The organism is Ruminococcus sp. AM26-12LB (assembly GCF_003480785.1).
Taxonomy (GTDB): domain Bacteria; phylum Bacillota; class Clostridia; order Lachnospirales; family Lachnospiraceae; genus Blautia_A; species Blautia_A fusiformis.
This window is the reverse complement of the sequence record NZ_QUJX01000004.1, coordinates 101127-118390: the sequence shown is the minus strand read 5'-3', so window position 1 is coordinate 118390 and position 17264 is coordinate 101127. Positions and strand designations below refer to the sequence as shown.

At 46.2% G+C, this 17264-nt stretch carries 14 protein-coding genes; 10 read left to right on the top strand and 4 right to left on the bottom strand.

Going from position 1 to position 17264, the window contains the following annotated elements; all coding sequences use genetic code 11:
• Positions 1-217 precede the first annotated feature (217 nt).
• The 5 genes from recA to xerD all read left to right on the top strand — a co-directional run bounded on the left by recA (position 218) and on the right by xerD (position 5264).
• Positions 218-1270, top strand: coding sequence for a recombinase RecA (gene recA, locus DW694_RS03835; RefSeq protein ID WP_015526986.1), 1053 nt, complete (start codon positions 218-220; stop codon positions 1268-1270).
• Positions 1271-1273: 3 nt separating this feature from the next.
• On the top strand, positions 1274-1762 hold the full coding sequence (locus tag DW694_RS03830; protein ID WP_118752581.1) for a regulatory protein RecX: 489 nt from the start codon (positions 1274-1276) through the stop codon (positions 1760-1762).
• 140 nt (positions 1763-1902) lie between these two features.
• Entirely contained in the window at positions 1903-3462 is a 1560-nt protein-coding gene (gene rny / locus DW694_RS03825; RefSeq protein ID WP_021650814.1) for a ribonuclease Y, read from the top strand.
• Positions 3463-3591: 129 nt separating this feature from the next.
• The gene (locus tag DW694_RS03820; protein WP_022426694.1) at positions 3592-4200 is read left to right on the top strand and encodes a stage II sporulation protein M; all 609 of its coding nucleotides are present in this window, start codon (positions 3592-3594) and stop codon (positions 4198-4200) included.
• Positions 4201-4379: 179 nt separating this feature from the next.
• Entirely contained in the window at positions 4380-5264 is an 885-nt protein-coding gene (gene xerD, locus DW694_RS03815; protein ID WP_015526990.1) for a site-specific tyrosine recombinase XerD, read from the top strand.
• A 139-nt stretch (positions 5265-5403) separates the two neighbouring features.
• Here the strand turns inward: xerD and DW694_RS03810 are convergent, their stop codons facing one another.
• Together DW694_RS03810 and DW694_RS03805 are read right to left on the bottom strand one after the other, a co-directional pair.
• A complete protein-coding gene (locus DW694_RS03810; RefSeq protein WP_015526991.1) occupies positions 5404-6435 on the bottom strand; it encodes a 3-deoxy-7-phosphoheptulonate synthase in 1032 nt (343 codons plus the stop codon).
• A gap of 42 nt (positions 6436-6477) precedes the next feature.
• On the bottom strand, positions 6478-7812 hold the full coding sequence (locus DW694_RS03805) for a polysaccharide biosynthesis protein (RefSeq protein WP_118752580.1): 1335 nt from the start codon (positions 7810-7812) through the stop codon (positions 6478-6480).
• Between the two features lie 123 nt (positions 7813-7935).
• Here DW694_RS03805 and DW694_RS03800 point away from each other — a divergent pair, with 123 nt between their 5' ends.
• From DW694_RS03800 to DW694_RS03785, 4 genes are all read left to right on the top strand, one after another.
• Positions 7936-8364 (top strand): Rrf2 family transcriptional regulator, encoded by a 429-nt coding sequence (locus tag DW694_RS03800; protein WP_015526993.1) that lies wholly within the window; start codon positions 7936-7938, stop codon positions 8362-8364.
• Between the two features lie 25 nt (positions 8365-8389).
• Positions 8390-9577 (top strand): cysteine desulfurase NifS, encoded by a 1188-nt coding sequence (gene nifS / locus DW694_RS03795; RefSeq protein ID WP_015526994.1) that lies wholly within the window; start codon positions 8390-8392, stop codon positions 9575-9577.
• Between the two features lie 28 nt (positions 9578-9605).
• Positions 9606-10052, top strand: coding sequence for a Fe-S cluster assembly scaffold protein NifU (gene nifU / locus DW694_RS03790; protein WP_015526995.1), 447 nt, complete (start codon positions 9606-9608; stop codon positions 10050-10052).
• Between the two features lie 89 nt (positions 10053-10141).
• Positions 10142-12700, top strand: a complete 2559-nt coding sequence (locus DW694_RS03785) for an HAD-IC family P-type ATPase (protein WP_118752579.1) — start codon at positions 10142-10144, stop codon at positions 12698-12700.
• A gap of 143 nt (positions 12701-12843) precedes the next feature.
• Here DW694_RS03785 and DW694_RS03780 read toward each other — a convergent pair whose 3' ends face one another.
• The gene (locus DW694_RS03780) at positions 12844-14958 is read right to left on the bottom strand and encodes a hypothetical protein (protein ID WP_114002022.1); all 2115 of its coding nucleotides are present in this window, start codon (positions 14956-14958) and stop codon (positions 12844-12846) included.
• 75 nt (positions 14959-15033) lie between these two features.
• On the bottom strand, positions 15034-15852 hold the full coding sequence (locus tag DW694_RS03775) for a histidinol-phosphatase HisJ family protein (protein ID WP_118752578.1): 819 nt from the start codon (positions 15850-15852) through the stop codon (positions 15034-15036).
• 305 nt (positions 15853-16157) lie between these two features.
• Here DW694_RS03775 and gap point away from each other — a divergent pair, with 305 nt between their 5' ends.
• Positions 16158-17177 carry a type I glyceraldehyde-3-phosphate dehydrogenase gene (gap, locus tag DW694_RS03770; RefSeq protein ID WP_021652276.1) on the top strand — a complete coding sequence of 340 codons (1020 nt, stop codon included), beginning with the start codon at positions 16158-16160 and terminating at the stop codon, positions 17175-17177.
• The last annotated feature ends 87 nt before the right edge of the window (positions 17178-17264 follow it).

Below are 17264 nucleotides of genomic sequence, written 5' to 3'. Positions count from 1 at the left end.
TCTGCTTTTTTGCATTCAGAGAGGAAAAAGAAATCATGTATGGGAAGCCTTTTGTCGGATTTTCAGAGATCCTGTCAACAAAAAAACAGAGGGATTTTCAAGTATCTTATTGACAATCATTCCGTTTTATAATACTATGTAATACAGAAAACACGAACAAAGGTTCGGATTAAAGGAAACCTGATTAGAAAGAGAATAAAGAATAGGAGATTACATAATGATCAGTGAAGAGAAGCAGAAGGCGCTGGAAGCGGCTCTTGGAAATATTGAGAAACAGTTCGGTAAAGGCTCTGTCATGAAGCTTGGAGATTCCAGTTCCCATATGCAGGTGGAGGCAGTTCCCACAGGATGCTTAAGCCTGGATATCGCCCTTGGTGTAGGTGGTGTTCCCAAGGGACGTATCGTGGAGATCTACGGACCGGAGTCCAGTGGTAAGACAACGGTAGCCTTACATATGGTCGCTGAAGTGCAGAAGAGAGGCGGAATCGCAGGATTTATCGATGCGGAGCATGCTCTTGATCCTGTTTATGCCAAGAGTATAGGTGTTGATATCGACAACCTTTATATTTCACAGCCGGATAACGGAGAGCAGGCGCTGGAGATCACAGAGACTATGGTACGTTCCGGTGCTGTGGATATCGTGATCGTGGACTCTGTTGCAGCCCTGGTCCCCAAGGCTGAGATCGAAGGAGATATGGGAGACAGCCATGTAGGTCTGCAGGCCCGTCTGATGTCACAGGCACTCCGTAAACTGACGGCTGTTATCAGCAAGTCCAACTGCGTGGTGATCTTTATCAACCAGCTTCGTGAGAAGGTTGGAGTGATGTTTGGCAATCCGGAAACTACAACCGGTGGACGTGCGCTGAAATTCTATGCATCTGTCCGTATGGATGTACGCCGTGTGGAAACATTGAAGCAGGGTGGTGAGATGGTTGGAAACCACACCCGTGTGAAAGTAGTTAAGAACAAGGTGGCTCCGCCATTTAAGCAGGCAGAGTTTGATATCATGTTCGGAACCGGTATTTCCAGAGAGGGAGATATCCTGGATCTGGCTGCAGAATGCTCCATCGTAAACAAGAGCGGAGCCTGGTATGCATATGAGGGGGATAAGATCGGACAGGGACGTGAGAATGCCAAATTATTCCTGAGAGAGCATCCGGAGATCCGCGATGAGATCGAGAAGAAGGTTCGTGTACATTATCATCTGGATCCGGCAGATGAGACAGCGGAAGCAGCAGTACAGGCAGAAGATACAGAGAAGGAAGAGTAATCCATGCTGGATCTGGAAGAACGAAACCGTGCAAGAAAGAAAGCCATGCGGCTTCTGGAACATATGGATCGCACAGAGAAAGGCCTGACGGATAAACTCCGTCAGGCTGAATTTTCACCGGAGGCAGTAGAAGATGCCATTGCTTATGTGAAGTCCTATGGGTATATCAACGATGCCCGTTATGCCAGAACCTATATCTCCTTCCGCATGGAAACCAGGAGCCGTCAGAAGATCCTCTCGGAACTTCAGTTAAAGGGTGTGGACCGTCAGACTGCCCTAGATGCCTGGAATGAGATGGAAGAGCTTCTGGAACCGGACGAGCGGGAGGTATTACGCAGGACGATCGAGAAGAAATATGCGCCGGACACAGAGCTTGATGAAGGACAGATGCGAAGGCTGTATGGATATCTGGCCAGACGAGCGTTCCGGTATGAGGATATTTCCCATACCCTGGAAGAAATGAACATCCGGGTGAACCGTGATATGGAATGACTCTGCGGAGAAAAAGAGCCAGTTTATATATGCTAACCAAAATCTGCTTTTTCATGAGAAAAACTTGACATAAATGTGAAAAACAGCTAAACTTGTATTGTTGTATTTGTACAATGAAAACTAAATAAGGAGGTGCTCCTGTGGCAGGCACAATTATCGGTGTTATTGTCGCTGTGGTAGTCACGCTACTTATTGCAGTTCCTGTTACTTGCAAGGTTGCTGTTGACAAGAAAGTACGCAAGGATGCGGAAATCATAGGTACAGCAGAGGATAAGGCAAGGAATATTCTTGATGAAGCATTGAAAGCAGCAGAGACCAAGAAACGCGAAACTTTACTTGAAGTAAAGGAAGAATCTCTGCGAACTAAAAATGAACTGGAAAGGGAAACCAAGGAACGGAGAAACGAGCTGCAGAGATACGAGAAGCGAGTTTTGTCAAAAGAGGAATCTGTTGACAAAAAAGCCAATGCAGTGGAGAAGCGTGAGCTGGAATGTACAGCGAAATTTAACGAGTTACAAGAAAAAGAAAAACGAGTAAATGAACTTGAGGAAAAAGGAGTACAGGAACTGGAACGAGTTTCAGGTCTTACCTCCGAACAGGCAAAAGAAGAATTACTGAAATCTGTAGAAGATGACGTAAAGGTGGATGTTGCAAGACTCTATAAAGAGCTTGAGAACAGAGCCAAGGAAGATGCCAATAAGAAAGCCAGGGAATATGTAGTCAATGCCATTCAGAAATGTGCAGTGGATCATGTTTCCGAGACAACGATTTCTGTGGTACAGCTTCCAAGTGATGAAATGAAGGGAAGGATCATCGGTCGTGAAGGCCGTAACATCCGTACACTTGAGACACTTACCGGTGTGGATCTGATCATTGATGATACACCGGAGGCAGTGGTACTCTCCGCATTTGATCCGATCAGGAGAGAGATCGCCAGAGTGGCTCTTGAGAAACTGATCGTGGATGGACGTATCCATCCGGCAAGAATTGAAGAGATGGTAGAGAAAGCCCAGAAAGAAGTGGAAGCACAGATCCGGGAAGACGGTGAGAATGCTGCCATGGATGTAGGGGTACATGGAATCCATCCGGAACTTCTGAAGCTTCTTGGACGTATGAAATTCCGTTCAAGCTATGGACAGAATGCTCTGAGACATTCAATTGAGGTTGCACAGCTTTCCGGACTTCTTGCAGGAGAAGTTGGTGTGGATGTGCGTATGGCCAAGCGTGCCGGACTTCTTCATGACATTGGTAAATCCATTGACCATGAGGTAGAAGGTTCTCATATTCAGATCGGTGTGGATCTCTGCAAGAAATACAAGGAGTCCCCGATCGTTATCAACACGGTTGCGTCTCATCATGGTGATGTGGAGCCGGAATCTCTGATCGCGTGTATTGTACAGGCTGCTGATGCAATTTCCGCAGCAAGACCTGGAGCAAGACGTGAGACCCTGGAAACCTATACTAATCGTCTGAAACAGCTTGAGGATATCACCAATGAATTCAAAGGTGTAGAGAAATCTTTTGCTATTCAGGCAGGAAGAGAAATTCGTGTTATGGTCGTGCCGGATCATGTAAGTGATGCAGATATGGTTCTCCTTGCAAGAGATATTGCAAAGCAGATCGAGGCAGAGCTTGAGTATCCTGGACAGATCAAAGTTAATGTGATCCGTGAAAGCAGAGCGGTTGACTACGCAAAATAAGCTTTCAATGGAAGAAAGTTCTGGAAATATCAAAGGTCGGACAGCTTTTTAGCTGGCCGGCCTTTTTGTCATGTGGAAAAACGGTCATATTACCGGAAAAACAGGCGTAAACTGGTACAGGGTGAGTAAATGGAGAGTAAGACAGAGAACCGGAAGTGGAAAAATGCCGGACGTTTTCCGGCGGAGCTTCTTTTTATGACCGGATTTTTTGCGGGAAATGTGTTGCCAAATCTGATCTGGAAAATGGAGTGGAAACAGAAAACCCTGGCTTCTTTTTATCTGATCCGCAGCTTTGCAGGAAAAGATATTTCCGGCGGAGCTTATTTCCTGGAAGTGCTGCGACGAAGAGGAGGTTTTTTTCTTCTGTTGTTTTTATGCGGATTTACAATATTCGGAGTGCCTTTGACGGTCGCATATATGCTGTTTTTGGGAATAGAGACAGGAATGATCCTGGCATTATCGGTTCTGGAATTTGGTATTTATGGCGGTGTGGCCGGCGCCGGACTTCTGATGCCGCAGTATCTGGTCTATATTCCGGCGTATTTTTATCTTGCAGGTATCGTATACAGACAATCGTATGGGATCTGGAAAAATTATGGACTTGTGCCGCAGAAAACAGGGGCTTATTTTCGGCAGGGAATCACAGTTTTTCTGCTGTATACAGGAGGAATCCTCGCAGAAAGTTTTCTGAATCCCTGGATCGTAGAAAAAGTTATAAAGGGCCTGAAATTTTTTTGAGGAAAATTTCCACAATATCTAGTAATGGTTTCCATAAAATCTGCGATATTTGGTGGTTTGCGCCGGAAAGTGTTGAAATTGTGCGGTTTTACGATGAAAAACTGTTTGATTTTATGTAAAATTCACAGTATAATTCAGTCATAAACGAGTATGATTTTAGAGAAACGGGATGCAGAGAAATGGACATAGAGATACGGGAATTTATTACATATTTACATAATAGAAAAAGGACGTCACATAATACAGAAGTATCTTACCAGAGAGACCTGAAGAAGATGGCAGTGTATTTTGCAGATCGTGGGATCTATGATATCCGAGATGTAGGAGAACTGGAGCTGGAAGGCTATCTCAGCTATATGGAGAGAGGACAGTTCGCTTCCTCAACGATCTCCAGAAATGTAGCATCTATCCGTGCCTTGTTTCAGTATCTTTATCAGGAGAACAGGATCGAGAGGGATCCGTCTCTGGAACTGAAGCCGCCCAAGGTTGAGAAGCGGATGCCGGAGATCCTTACTGTGGATGAGGTAGACCGCCTTTTGAAACAGCCGGATCTGAATACACCGAAGGGAATCCGGGATAGTGCCATGCTGGAGCTTTTGTATGCTACAGGAATGCGCGTCAGTGAACTTTTGCGGCTGAATCTGGAGGATCTCAATCTGCGGCTTGGTTATGTAGTCTGTCACGATGAGGATAAGGAACGGGTGATCCCGATAGGAAATGTATGCAAAACAGCCATGGAGAAATATCTGAAGGAAGCCCGTGGAAAATTTGTGAAAGAAAATGAGACGGAGAGTCTTTTTACCAACTGTTCAGGAAAATCCATGAGCAGACAGGGATTCTGGAAAGTTCTGAAGGGATATGCAGAGGAAGCCGGGATTCAGCATGATATCACGCCGCATACACTGAGACATTCTTTTGCCGCACATATGCTGCAGAATGGAGCGGACGTGAAGAGTGTGCAGGAAATGCTTGGACATTCGGATATTTCCACCACACAGGTCTATCTGAATTTTGGCGTTGCGAAAATGCGAGACGTATATATGAAAGCACATCCGAGGCATTGATCTGTAAGAAATAATATAAAAAACGCGTTCAAAAAAGAACCGGCAGCTTCCAAAATGGGAGAATGCCGGTTCTTTTTTTGAACATAAAGTGTAAAAGGATCACAAATGTCTGTTCCCTGAAGTGCAGATCAGACAGAACTTAGCAATTTTCAGCGATCGTGTAAAGCAGCTTCTCAGACTCATCCCAACCAAGGCAGGCATCTGTGATGGATTTTCCGTAGATGTGATCTCCACCGATCTTCTGGTTGCCTGGCTCGATATAGCTCTCGATCATGAGACCCTTTACCATGGAGTGAAGCTCAGGATCTACCTGACGGCTGTGAAGAACCTCACTTGCGATACGAACCTGCTGCTCGTAATGCTTGTTGGAGTTGGAGTGGTTGGTATCCACGATCACTGCCGGGTTGGCAAGGTTCTTTGCATGGTATTTGTCATAGAGAAGACGAAGATCCTCGTAATGGTAGTTTGGGATTGCTTCCCCATGCTTGTTTACCGCACCACGAAGGATTGCGTGAGAGAGTGGATTACCGGTGGTCTCAACCTCCCAGCTTCTGTAAATAAAACGATGAGCGCCCTGTGCTGCAACAATGGAGTTCAGCATAACGCTGTAGTCACCACTGGTAGGGTTCTTCATACCAGCCGGAACATCCATGCCGCTGACAGTGAGTCTGTGCTGCTGATCTTCAACAGAACGTGCGCCTACAGCAACGTAGGAAAGCAGATCAGAGAGATAACGGTAGTTCTCTGGGTAAAGCATCTCATCTGCACAGGTGAAGCCGCTTTCGCGGATAGCGCGCATGTGCATCTTACGGATCGCGATCAGCCCGGCAAGAAGGTTCGGTTTTTTCTCAGGATCCGGCTGATGGACCATGCCCTTGTATCCTTCACCGGTCGTACGTGGTTTGTTTGTGTAAACACGCGGGATGATAAGGACTTTATCCTCGATCTTTTCCTGAACTTTGCGAAGTCTTAAAAGATAATCGCATACGGCATCTTCGTTATCTGCAGAACATGGTCCGATGATAGCGAGGAATTTATCGGATTTTCCGGTGAAAACGTCGCGAATCTCAGCATCGCGTTTCTCCTTGAGCGCCTGAAGTTCAGCATCGAGCGGATACTGATTGCGGATTTCCTCAGGAGTTGGCAGTTTTTTTATGAATTCAAAACTCATAGTACTTTATTCCTCCATAACTATAGACATTTCGATTATTTATTATAAACGATTATTGGCCGATTGTCGATAGGGAAATTTTAGCGCTTTCACGTGTAGAAGAGTAAGCAGCAGCTCACCCAGAAAAATTCCATAAAAATAGCCTCGGATCCCTGTTGCCGGAATTATAAAAACAACGGAGAAAATGCGGATGAGAATGCTGGCAATACTGTGGATCAGGCAGAGCCCCGGTTTTCCAAGTCCCTGCAGGATGCTGGTGAGCATGGTGTTTGTATAAAGAAAAGGACAGATAAAAGACAGGTACCGTATGTAGGTTCCGGCAGTCTGGCTGTGAAAAAGCAATGCTCCGAGGAATGGGCCAAAAAGAAAGAATCCGCTTCCGCATAGAAATCCCAGGAACATGCACAGAAAAAAGGTCTGATCTGTGACACGGCGAATCTGCTTCTGCTTTCCCAGTGCATCAAGCTGTGCGATGGAAGGCATCAGCATTACAGCGGCGGAAGACGTAAGTGTGGAAGGAAACAGGAGCAGGGGCAGTGCCATTCCTGTAAAGATCCCATAGATCTTCAGTGAGTCTGAGGCTGTCATGCCGGAACGCAGAAGCATCTGTGGGATCAGGACCGCTTCTATGCTGCCGAGAAGTGTCAGAAGGATCCTGTTCAGGGAAATGGGAAAAGACAGTGTGAAAAGGTCCTTTATCAGCGGAAAGATCCTGACGGGAGTCTTTTCGTGTACAGGGTGATTTCCGAAATGAAAGGAAACTACCAGCAGCGACACCAGCGAAGCGGCAGTCTCTCCGGCAAGGGAACCTCCCGCTGCGATCAATGCAGTGATCGGACGTCCTTCGGAAAGAAAGATCAGATACAGGATATAGGTAGTGCCGATCCGTGCAGACTGCTCCGAAAGCTGTACGACTGCCGGAACAGAGGCTTTTTTCCGGGCATAATAATAGCTGTTAATGCAGGAATGAATGGCACAGAGAGGAATACTGACAGCTGTTATGCGAAGAAGACCGGAAGTCTGCGGTGTTTTCAGAATTGCGGAAGCAAAAAAATATGCGTGCTGAAAAAGCAGAAAACCGGCTGCAGCAGAAAAAAAGACAGCCATAAGTGTTCCTGTGACCAGCGAAAAACGTGCCTCCTTTTTCTCCTGAAGGGCAAGTCTGGACGCGATCAGTCGGGAAAGGGCAGACTGGATCCCTGTATAGGATAAAGCGGCCATAAGTCCCTGGAGAGGAAGAACCAGCTGATACAAACCAAGACCTTCCGCACCAATGGCATGGGAGAGGAATATTCTATAAAAGAAACCTGCGATACGGCTGATAAGGCCTGTGCAGGCAAGAATCAGGGTTCCTTTGAGAAATATTTTTTTTGACATGGATAACCTTGAGTCTTTTTTGTCAGTATATGAAGAAGTTAGTCTTGACAGAACCATATGTTTCTGATAGAGTAAACATGAAATCCGAGGAAAACACTGGGAATTGAAAAAAGAGGTGAGCGGATGAAACTGTCAACAAGAGCAAAATACGGACTTAAGGCTTTGATAGACCTTGGTCTTTACAGTGAAAAAGAAGCGGTCTCGCTTCAGAGTATTGCGGGCCGTCAGAATATATCAGTCAGCTATCTGGAGCAGCTGATGGCACTTTTGAAGAAAGCGGGCCTTGTGAAGAGTGTCCGCGGCGCAGCCGGAGGATATTTCCTTGGAAGACCGGCAGAAGAGATTTCAGTGGGAGATATCCTTCGTGTCCTGGAGGGTGGCCTGGAGGCTGCAACATGTCCGGGAACAGAAGGTGACGGTGGCTGCCAGGGTTCCGATCTCTGTGTAGCTAAACTAGTGTGGAAGAGGATCAACGACAGCATCACAGATGCAGTGGATACCCTGATGCTCAGTGAGCTGATCGAAGAAAGCCGGAGAATACACGAAAAATAATTATCCTGAACAGGAGGAAAAGAAAATGGGAAAAATGATATATCTGGACAATGCGGCTACCACAAAGACCGCACCGGAAGTTGTGGAGGCTATGCTGCCGTATTTTACAGAGTTTTATGGAAATGCTTCAACCGTTTATGATTTTGCGGCAAACAGCAAGGCTGCCATCGCAAAGGCAAGACAGCAGATCGCAGATGTGATCGGAGCCAAAAAAGAGGAGATCTATTTTACTGCAGGTGGTTCCGAGTCTGATAACTGGGCTCTGAAAGCGACCTTTGAGGCATATAAAAATAAAGGAAACCATATCATCACAACAAAGATCGAGCATCATGCCATCCTTCATACCTGCGAGTACCTTGAAAAAGAGCGTGGTGCCAAGGTCACATACCTGGATGTAGATGAGAATGGTTTCATTGACCTGGATGAGCTTCAAAAAGCCATTACACCGGAGACCATCCTGATCTCTGTTATGGCTGCAAACAATGAGATTGGTACTCTTGAGCCGCTGAAAGAGATCGGACAGATAGCACATGAGCATGGAATCCTGTTCCATACAGACGCTGTTCAGGCATTCGGCCAGATCCCGATCAATGTAGATGAGTTCAATATTGATATGCTCAGCTCCAGCGGACATAAGATCAACGGACCGAAGGGAATCGGCTTCCTCTATATCCGTAAGGGTGTTAAGATCCGCTCCTTCGTACATGGCGGAGCACAGGAGAGAAAACGTCGTGCAGGTACAGAGAACGTTCCTGGTATCGTAGGATACGGTCTTGCAGCAGAGCGTGCAAACAAGTCCATGAAAGAGCGTACTGCAAAAGAAATCGAGATCAGAGATCATATGATCAACAGGATCCTCACAGAGATCCCGTACGTACGTCTCAATGGAGATAAAGTAAAACGTCTTCCGAACAACGTAAATGTAAGCATCCAGTTCATCGAGGGAGAGTCACTTCTTCTGATGCTTGATAATTTCGGAATCTGTGCATCCAGCGGTTCCGCATGTACATCCGGTTCTCTGGATCCGTCACACGTTCTGTTAGCTATCGGTCTTCCTCATGAGATCGCACACGGATCTCTCCGTATGACCTTAAGCGAGGAGACGACAATGGAGGATGTTGATTTTGTAGTAGATAAGCTGAAAGATATTACTGCAAACTTAAGAAGCATGTCTCCATTATATGAAGATTTTATTAAAAAGCAGAAAAAATAATAAAAATACTTGCCAGGAGGAAAAAATAATGTATAGTGAAAAAGTAATGGATCATTTTCAGCATCCACGTAATGTCGGTGAGATCGAGAACGCAAGCGGCGTGGGTACTGTAGGAAATGCAAAATGCGGTGATATTATGAGAATATTCCTTGATATCGATGACGAAACTCATATTATCAAAGACTGCAAATTTAAAACATTTGGATGCGGTGCAGCAGTTGCAACAAGCAGCATGGCAACAGAACTTGTAATGGGCAAGACCATTGAGGAAGCTATGGAAGTAACCAACAAGGCCGTTATGGAGGCTCTGGACGGACTTCCGCCGGTAAAGATCCACTGTTCCCTGCTTGCTGAGGAAGCAATTCATGCAGCTCTCTGGGATTATGCAGAGAAACATCACATTAAGATCGAGGGTCTTTCCAAACCGAAGTCTGATATCCACGAGGGTGAAGAGGATACAGAAGAGGAGTATTGATCCCTTTTATTTACGATCATAACCGGGGCATGAGCAAGCTTCAGTTGAACAGAACCGTAAGCCATTGAAAGGACAGGTAAGTAAGAAGCATGACAGGACTTACGAACGAAGAAGTTCAGGAAAGAATTGCGCAGGGCCAGGTAAATAATAACGAAAACCCCAACACCAGGACATATAAGCAGATCATTCTGGAGAATACGTTGACATTCTTCAATTTTCTGAACCTGGTGCTGCTGGTTCTCGTACTGCTGGTTGGTTCCTACAAAAACTCCATGTTTGTAGGAATCATTTTTATTAATACCGTGATCGGGATCATTCAGGAGGTCCGTGCTAAGAAGACGATTGACAAGCTGGCCATCCTGACAGAATCCAAGACGGTTGTTCTGCGTGAAGGAAAAAAATGGAAAATTTCTACAGAGAAGCTGGTTGTCGATGATCTGATATTTCTGAAGGCCGGAGAACAGGTTCCGGCAGATGCGAAGATCCTGGAGGGAAGCCTTGAGGTCAATGAATCCCTGCTTACCGGTGAGGCAGACAATCTTCCGAAGAATCCGGGAGATGAGCTTTTTTCTGGAAGTTTTGTGACGGCGGGACAGGCCTGCTGCCAGATCATCCATGTGGGAAGTGACAACTATGCGTCAAGGATCACCAGCGAGGCCAAGGAATTCAAACGCCATAATTCAGAGCTTAGAAATTCCCTGAATGCCATTCTGAAGGTGATCAGTATCATTATCGTACCAATGGGTGCGCTGCTTTTTTATAAACAGTATTATTTTGTGGGAGACAATATCCGGGATTCTGTTGTCAATATGGTTGCAGCGGTCCTGGGAATGATCCCGGAGGGGCTGGTCCTTCTTACCAGTGTGGCACTGACTCTGGGTGCGCTGAAGCTGGCCCAGAAGAAGACGCTGGTGCAGGAGCTGTACTGTATAGAAACTCTTGCACGCGTGGATACGCTCTGCCTGGATAAGACAGGAACTATCACAGAGGGTACCATGTGTGTGGAGGCGGTGGAGAGCTATCCGCCGGTGTATGATGAGATTTCAGAGAAAATATCCGGGAAAGATCCTGAATCCGGCGAAGGTGACGGCAATGGAACTGAGAGTTCTGCGACTTCTGCAGTTTCAGCAACAGATGCGATCGCAAAGGAGGATGGAAGCGCGAATCTCGTATTACAGGAAAAGTCAGAAGCTGACCCGGAGAAACATAGTCAGGAAGATCCGGAGAAGATCCGGGAGATCGAGCATATCATGGGAAATCTGCTTTCTGTGCTGAAGGATCAGAATGCCACTGCCGATGCACTCAGGGCAAGATTTAAAGTATCTCAGGATATGGAGCTGGATCATGTGATCCCGTTTTCTTCTGACAGGAAGTACAGCGGAGCTGCATTTACAGATACAGGTACTTATCTGATGGGGGCAGCGCAGTTTCTTTTTCCGGAAGGGAACCCGGAGTTGATGGAGTATTGTGGCAGATTTGCAGAGGAAGGTCTTCGTGTGCTGGTTCTTGCCCATAGTGTAAATGTGAGTGAGGGAGCGGAGCTTCCGGAGGGACTGGAACCTGTCGGACTTTTGCTTATTACCGATGTGATCCGTGCAGAGGCACCGGATACACTGGCATATTTCGAAAGTCAGGGTGTTGATCTGAAAGTGATCTCCGGTGATGATCCGGTGACGGTTTCTGCAATTGCCAGACGTGCAGGCCTTAAAAATGCAGAGCATTATATAGATGCGACAACGATCACAACCCAGGAACAGATGGACGAGGCAGTTGCAGAATATAGTGTGTTCGGACGTGTAACACCTCAGCAGAAGCAGGCAATGGTGAAGTCTTTACAGGCTCAGAAGCATACGGTTGCCATGACCGGTGATGGTGTCAATGATGTTCTGGCGCTTAAAGAGGCGGACTGCAGTATTGCCATGGCTGAGGGCAGTGATGCTGCCAAGAATATTGCCAATGTGGTATTGCTGGATTCTAATTTTGCAGCAATGCCGGAAATTGTGAATCAGGGACGCCGGGTTGTAAATAATATCCGTACTGCGGCATCTATGTTTCTGATCAAAACGATTTTTTCCGTGCTGCTGTCACTGATCACGATCTTCTTCGGGGATTCCTATCCCTTTGAGCCGATCCAGATGTCTCTGATCAGTGCCTGCGCTGTTGGTATTCCTACATTCCTTCTGGCACAGGAGAATAATTATGAGAAGATCGACCATACATTTTTGCGTCATGTATTTATGAATGCATTTCCGGCTGCTGTGACCATCACGGGCTGTGTGTTCAGTGTGATGCTGGTATGCCAGAATGTATACCATTCCAATGCTATGCTGAATACAGCCTGTGTGCTTGTAACAGGATGGAATTATATGGCGGCACTTAAGACAGTTTACGCACCTCTGAATAAGTATCGAAAGGTGATCATTTACAGTATGCAGGTGATCTTTTTCGGTGCGGCGGTGGTTCTGCAGAATCTTCTGACACTGGGATCGCTGGAATTCGGAATGATCATTCTGGTGTTCCTTCTGATGACATTTTCTCCGATCCTGATCGATGTGATCACGGCCTGGCTCAGAAATATTTACAGCCGTTCGCTGGATAGTGGGGAACAGGGGAAATTTGCTGCATTTATTGATAAGCTGAGAAAATAATAATATGAGAAATAAAAAAGGACACTGCCCGTTGAAAATGGCAGTGTCCTTTTTTTGCAAATAAACTGTGAAGCAGTTATCCAGTTATCCGGTGCAGAGCTGTGTAGAGAATGCAGATTGTGGATATCCGCCTGACAAAGCTATTATTTTGTGTGCATAAGCCAGATAAATCCGAAAGCCGGGATCTCTACAGCCTGTGCGTCTCTCTGAACTCCTGTGAGAAGATCTGTGTAGGTACCGTCCTGTTCGTTGATCCAGGCTACCTTATCCTGGTCGCTGAAGTTGTAGATGCAGATCAGCTTTTCTTCAGAAGTTTCTCTTACCAGGGCAAGGAGAGCTTTTTCCCAGGTTTCCAGTGTATGTGCAGAAACTTCAGGTGCAAATACCGGATGGCTGGCACGGATGGATTCCAGCTGCTCAAGACTGTTGAAAATGCGTCCCTGGATCGTTTCGGCATCGGCTCTGTTCCGGGCAAGTGCCCAGTTGAAACGTCCGTTGTGGAGCCAGCGGGGATCAGCTGCTTTGGAAATGTCTGTTTTATAGGTGTAGTCATTCAGCTGTCCGACCTCGTCACCGCTTCGAAGTACCGGAATTCCGGGGAGGGAAAGAAGCAATGCATGAAGTGCTACGTCATAGCGGATTCCCCGGCTGACACCCTCCATATTTCCTTCATAATCAAAACGCTCGATTCCTGCAAGAGATGCGGTTGTTCCGCAGAGCTCAGATTTCTCGGTTTCCGGATTTACATAAATTTCACCCCGGGCAAAGGAATCAGGGAAAATACCTGCCAGGAATTCATTCAGATAATCTCTGTGAGGCCCTTCTGTGATAAAGCTTCCTTTCAGGAAATCATAATCCAGATTCCAGCGTACCGTGTTGCGGTTACGGAGGTAATTCTGGAATACCGGTGCCTGCGGAAGGTCTGCAGCTCTGTCGATTCCCCGGCGGAGAAGGGCAGTGTCCTTTGTGGCAACGGTATGCCAGAGATCGGACATCAGCTGGGTGCTGTTTACAATGTGAAGTTCCGGCATATCGGAAGTTCCGCCAAATGCAGCAGCCTCTGCAGGTGGGCGGTCTGTTTCGCCAAGGAGAAGAATTCCGGGGCATACGATCTCACACACCATTCGGGTCATACGCAGCAGAGAGTGAAGCTTCCAGAGATTTTCTTCCGGCATCATCGGAAGGACACCAAGGCTGAATACAGAAGCACCTTCATTTGCAAGCTCCAGGATCTGAAGAAGCATTGCATTGAAATAAGCCGGAGTCTGGAGCACACATGGCGCACCGGACTGTGGGTCATCCACAGAAAGACTTAACGGGATCTCAAGAGCCAGGCGGATACCTGCTTTCCTACAGTTAGCTGCAAGTGTGTACAGATCTTCGGAAGTTCCGATCTCCGGGATAATGCGAAGAGAGCAGTTGGAGGTTGCCTGGAAAAGATCTGTCAGGTACAGAGTGTCTGCTTTGCATTCACTGATATAGTCCAGCTTATCGGACAGCCCGGAAAGAGTATCTGCGAAGTCAGCAGGATTTACAGCCATTCCGGTGAAAGTAGTCTTACGGAACCAGTCAGGATCTGCAGCGCAGTTCTGGTCGGCTTCCTTCATGGAAAGAGAACGCTCACGGTAGATTTCTTTCATCTTTTTTGTGAGGCTTGAGAATGTGCCGGCAACTTCCGGATGATCGCGGAACAGTTCGCAGTAGAGCCATTTCAGATCATTGTAGTAGTGTTTCAGACGTTTCTCGTAGAGGGCATCGTAAGCTGTGTCCTCCTTGGAAGTTTCGACTTTCAGAGGCTCAATCTTGGAAGTAGTAACTTTCGCCGGCTCAGTCTTGGAAGTCTCGACCTTGATCGGCTCGGTCTTGGAAGTCTCGACTTTGATCGGCTCAGTCTTGGAAGTCTCAACCTTGATCGGCTCAGTCTTGGAAGTCTCGACCTTGATCGGTTCGGTCTTGGAAGTCTCAACCTTGATCGGCTCGGTCTTGGAAGTCTCGACCTTGATCGGCTCGGTCTTGGAAGTCTCGACCTTGATCGGTTCGGTCTTGGAAGTCTCGACTTTGATCGGTTCAGTTTTGGAGGTTTCGACTTTAAGCGTTTCCTTCTTTACGGTTTCAAGTTTTTTCACTTCGGCTTTAGCATTTTCAACAGATTTGGCAGCACTGGAACTGGTGCCGGCAGCAGAGGTATTTTTTTTCAGCTGCTTTTCTTTTTTTGCCTGCATGGCAGCTTTCTTTTTCTGGAGTCTTTTTGTTGACATATAGAATTCCTCCTTAGATAAAATGATATTTTCGGTATAAAAATGTAAACTCTCTCACTGGAGAGAGAAACAGAGCTACAGCTTATGAAAAACAGGACGGAGGTTTTTAAATACAGCATAATAGGAAAAACCACATTCACGGAGAACATCAGCCGCCTTGTCAAAAGCATAGCCGATTTTATCCGGAGTATGGGCATCTGCACCGATGGTGATGATCTCACCGCCAAGCTCACGGTAACGTCGGATAATATTGACACATGGATTCGGTTCACCAAGCCCGTAGTGATAACCGCCTGTGTTCAGCTCGATTCCCACATTTTTGCGGATCAATGTCCGCAGGATCTCGTCCAGGATCTCCTTATATCTTCCATAAGAATACTGACGGTTCTGATTTGGACCATAACGTACTACATAGTCGATATGTCCGTATACATCCATCTCGTCAAAAGCAGCGATATTTTCCAGGATGGATTCAAAATATTCCATGTAGCATGCGGATTCCTTACGGCCCTCAAAATAAGAAGGATAATAAGGATCGTATCCGTGCACCACATGGGAGGAACCAATAACGAAATCAAAGGGAACTTCTTTCAGAAGATCGGAAAAAGATTCTGCAAGCTGAGGCTGAAGTCCAAGCTCGATCCCGAAGTTAACCTGAATCTGGTCTTTAAAAGCATCCGCAAGACTCTCAAGTTTCTGGCGGTATGCAGGGATGTTCAGGGAAAAATCAAGATTTTCCGGAGTATCGGGATAATCCGGATCAAAATGTTCAGTAAAACAGATTCCCGTGAGACCCTGGTCTGCGGCAGTCTGGATCATTTCTTCCATCGGTGTATCGGAATCTGCGGAAAAAGAGGAGTGCATATGGCAGTCCCATAAAATTTTCTGGTCCATTTTGTACCTCCATATTCAAGCCTTTATATTCTGTGACAATGATCGTATCTGCCTGTTATGAATCCGGGAAAGTCAAACTCCCAGCGGGAATATAGATATCCGTTTTGGGAATCAGCAGGACAGAACTTTCTATCAGAGAATTATAGCACATTTTTCAGAAATTTTCTTAATATTTATTTTAATGTTCTTTTTTATAAATAGCTCTTGAATTTTTGTTTGGAATTAGGTACAATATGAAACAGGTTGATGTTTCTTTAACAAAGGAACGATTTAAATCACCATTCAATTCATAGGAGGAATTTATCATGGCAGTAAAAGTTGCAATTAATGGTTTTGGACGTATCGGTCGTCTTGCATTCCGTCAGATGTTTGGAGCAGAAGGATTTGAGATCGTAGCAATCAACGATCTTACATCTCCTAAGATGCTTGCTCACTTATTAAAATATGATTCTACACAGGGAAGATATGCTCTTGCTGATAAAGTAACAGCAGGCGAGGATTCCATCACAGTAGACGGAAAAGAGATCAAAATCTATGCTAAGGCTAACGCTGCAGAGCTTCCATGGGGAGAGATCGGTGTAGACGTAGTTCTTGAGTGCACAGGTTTCTACACATCCAAAGACAAAGCTCAGGCTCATATCGATGCAGGTGCTAAGCACGTAGTTATTTCCGCTCCGGCTGGAAACGACCTTAAGACAATCGTTTACAACGTAAACCATCAGGGTCTTACAAACGAGGACAAGATCATCTCCGCAGCTTCCTGTACAACAAACTGCCTTGCACCAATGGCTAAGGCTCTTAACGATCTTGCACCGATCAAATCCGGTATCATGTGCACAATCCACGCTTACACAGGCGATCAGATGACACTTGACGGACCGCAGAGAAAAGGCGATCTGAGAAGATCCCGTGCAGCTGCAGTTAACATCGTTCCGAACAGCACAGGTGCTGCTAAAGCTATCGGACTTGTTATCCCAGAGCTTAACGGCAAACTTATCGGTTCTGCACAGCGTGTACCTACCCCAACAGGTTCTACAACAATCCTTACAGCAGTAGTTGAAGGAAACGTTACTAAAGAGCAGATCAACGCAGCTATGAAAGCAGCTTCCAATGAGTCCTTCGGATACAACGAGGATGAGATCGTATCCAGCGATATCGTTGGTATGAGATTTGGTTCCCTCTTCGATGCTACTCAGACAATGGTACTTCCACTTGAGAATGGCACAACAGAGGTTCAGGTAGTTTCCTGGTATGACAACGAGAACTCCTACACAAGCCAGATGGTTCGTACAATCAAGCACTTCGGAAAACTTCTGAACGCTTAATTTTCTGCGAACGGGTGTAGAAGAATAGACTCAGAAAGGGTCCGGTCTGAAGAGGACCGGGCCCTTTTTTTCCAAAAGATCAAACAA

What these genes read in the sequence shown, in the direction of transcription:
- DW694_RS03830 (WP_118752581.1), top strand. Translation starts at nt 1,274, where the DNA reads ATGCTGGATCTGGAAGAACGAAACCGTGCAAGAAAGAAAGCCATGCGG.
- DW694_RS03820 (WP_022426694.1), top strand. Translation starts at nt 3,592, where the DNA reads ATGGAGAGTAAGACAGAGAACCGGAAGTGGAAAAATGCCGGACGTTTT.
- DW694_RS03780 (WP_114002022.1), bottom strand. Translation starts at nt 14,958, where the DNA reads ATGTCAACAAAAAGACTCCAGAAAAAGAAAGCTGCCATGCAGGCAAAA.
- nifS (WP_015526994.1), top strand. Translation starts at nt 8,390, where the DNA reads ATGGGAAAAATGATATATCTGGACAATGCGGCTACCACAAAGACCGCA.
- DW694_RS03810 (WP_015526991.1), bottom strand. Translation starts at nt 6,435, where the DNA reads ATGAGTTTTGAATTCATAAAAAAACTGCCAACTCCTGAGGAAATCCGC.
- nifU (WP_015526995.1), top strand. Translation starts at nt 9,606, where the DNA reads ATGTATAGTGAAAAAGTAATGGATCATTTTCAGCATCCACGTAATGTC.
- gap (WP_021652276.1), top strand. Translation starts at nt 16,158, where the DNA reads ATGGCAGTAAAAGTTGCAATTAATGGTTTTGGACGTATCGGTCGTCTT.
- DW694_RS03775 (WP_118752578.1), bottom strand. Translation starts at nt 15,852, where the DNA reads ATGGACCAGAAAATTTTATGGGACTGCCATATGCACTCCTCTTTTTCC.
- DW694_RS03785 (WP_118752579.1), top strand. Translation starts at nt 10,142, where the DNA reads ATGACAGGACTTACGAACGAAGAAGTTCAGGAAAGAATTGCGCAGGGC.
- DW694_RS03800 (WP_015526993.1), top strand. Translation starts at nt 7,936, where the DNA reads ATGAAACTGTCAACAAGAGCAAAATACGGACTTAAGGCTTTGATAGAC.
- recA (WP_015526986.1), top strand. Translation starts at nt 218, where the DNA reads ATGATCAGTGAAGAGAAGCAGAAGGCGCTGGAAGCGGCTCTTGGAAAT.
- DW694_RS03805 (WP_118752580.1), bottom strand. Translation starts at nt 7,812, where the DNA reads ATGTCAAAAAAAATATTTCTCAAAGGAACCCTGATTCTTGCCTGCACA.
- xerD (WP_015526990.1), top strand. Translation starts at nt 4,380, where the DNA reads ATGGACATAGAGATACGGGAATTTATTACATATTTACATAATAGAAAA.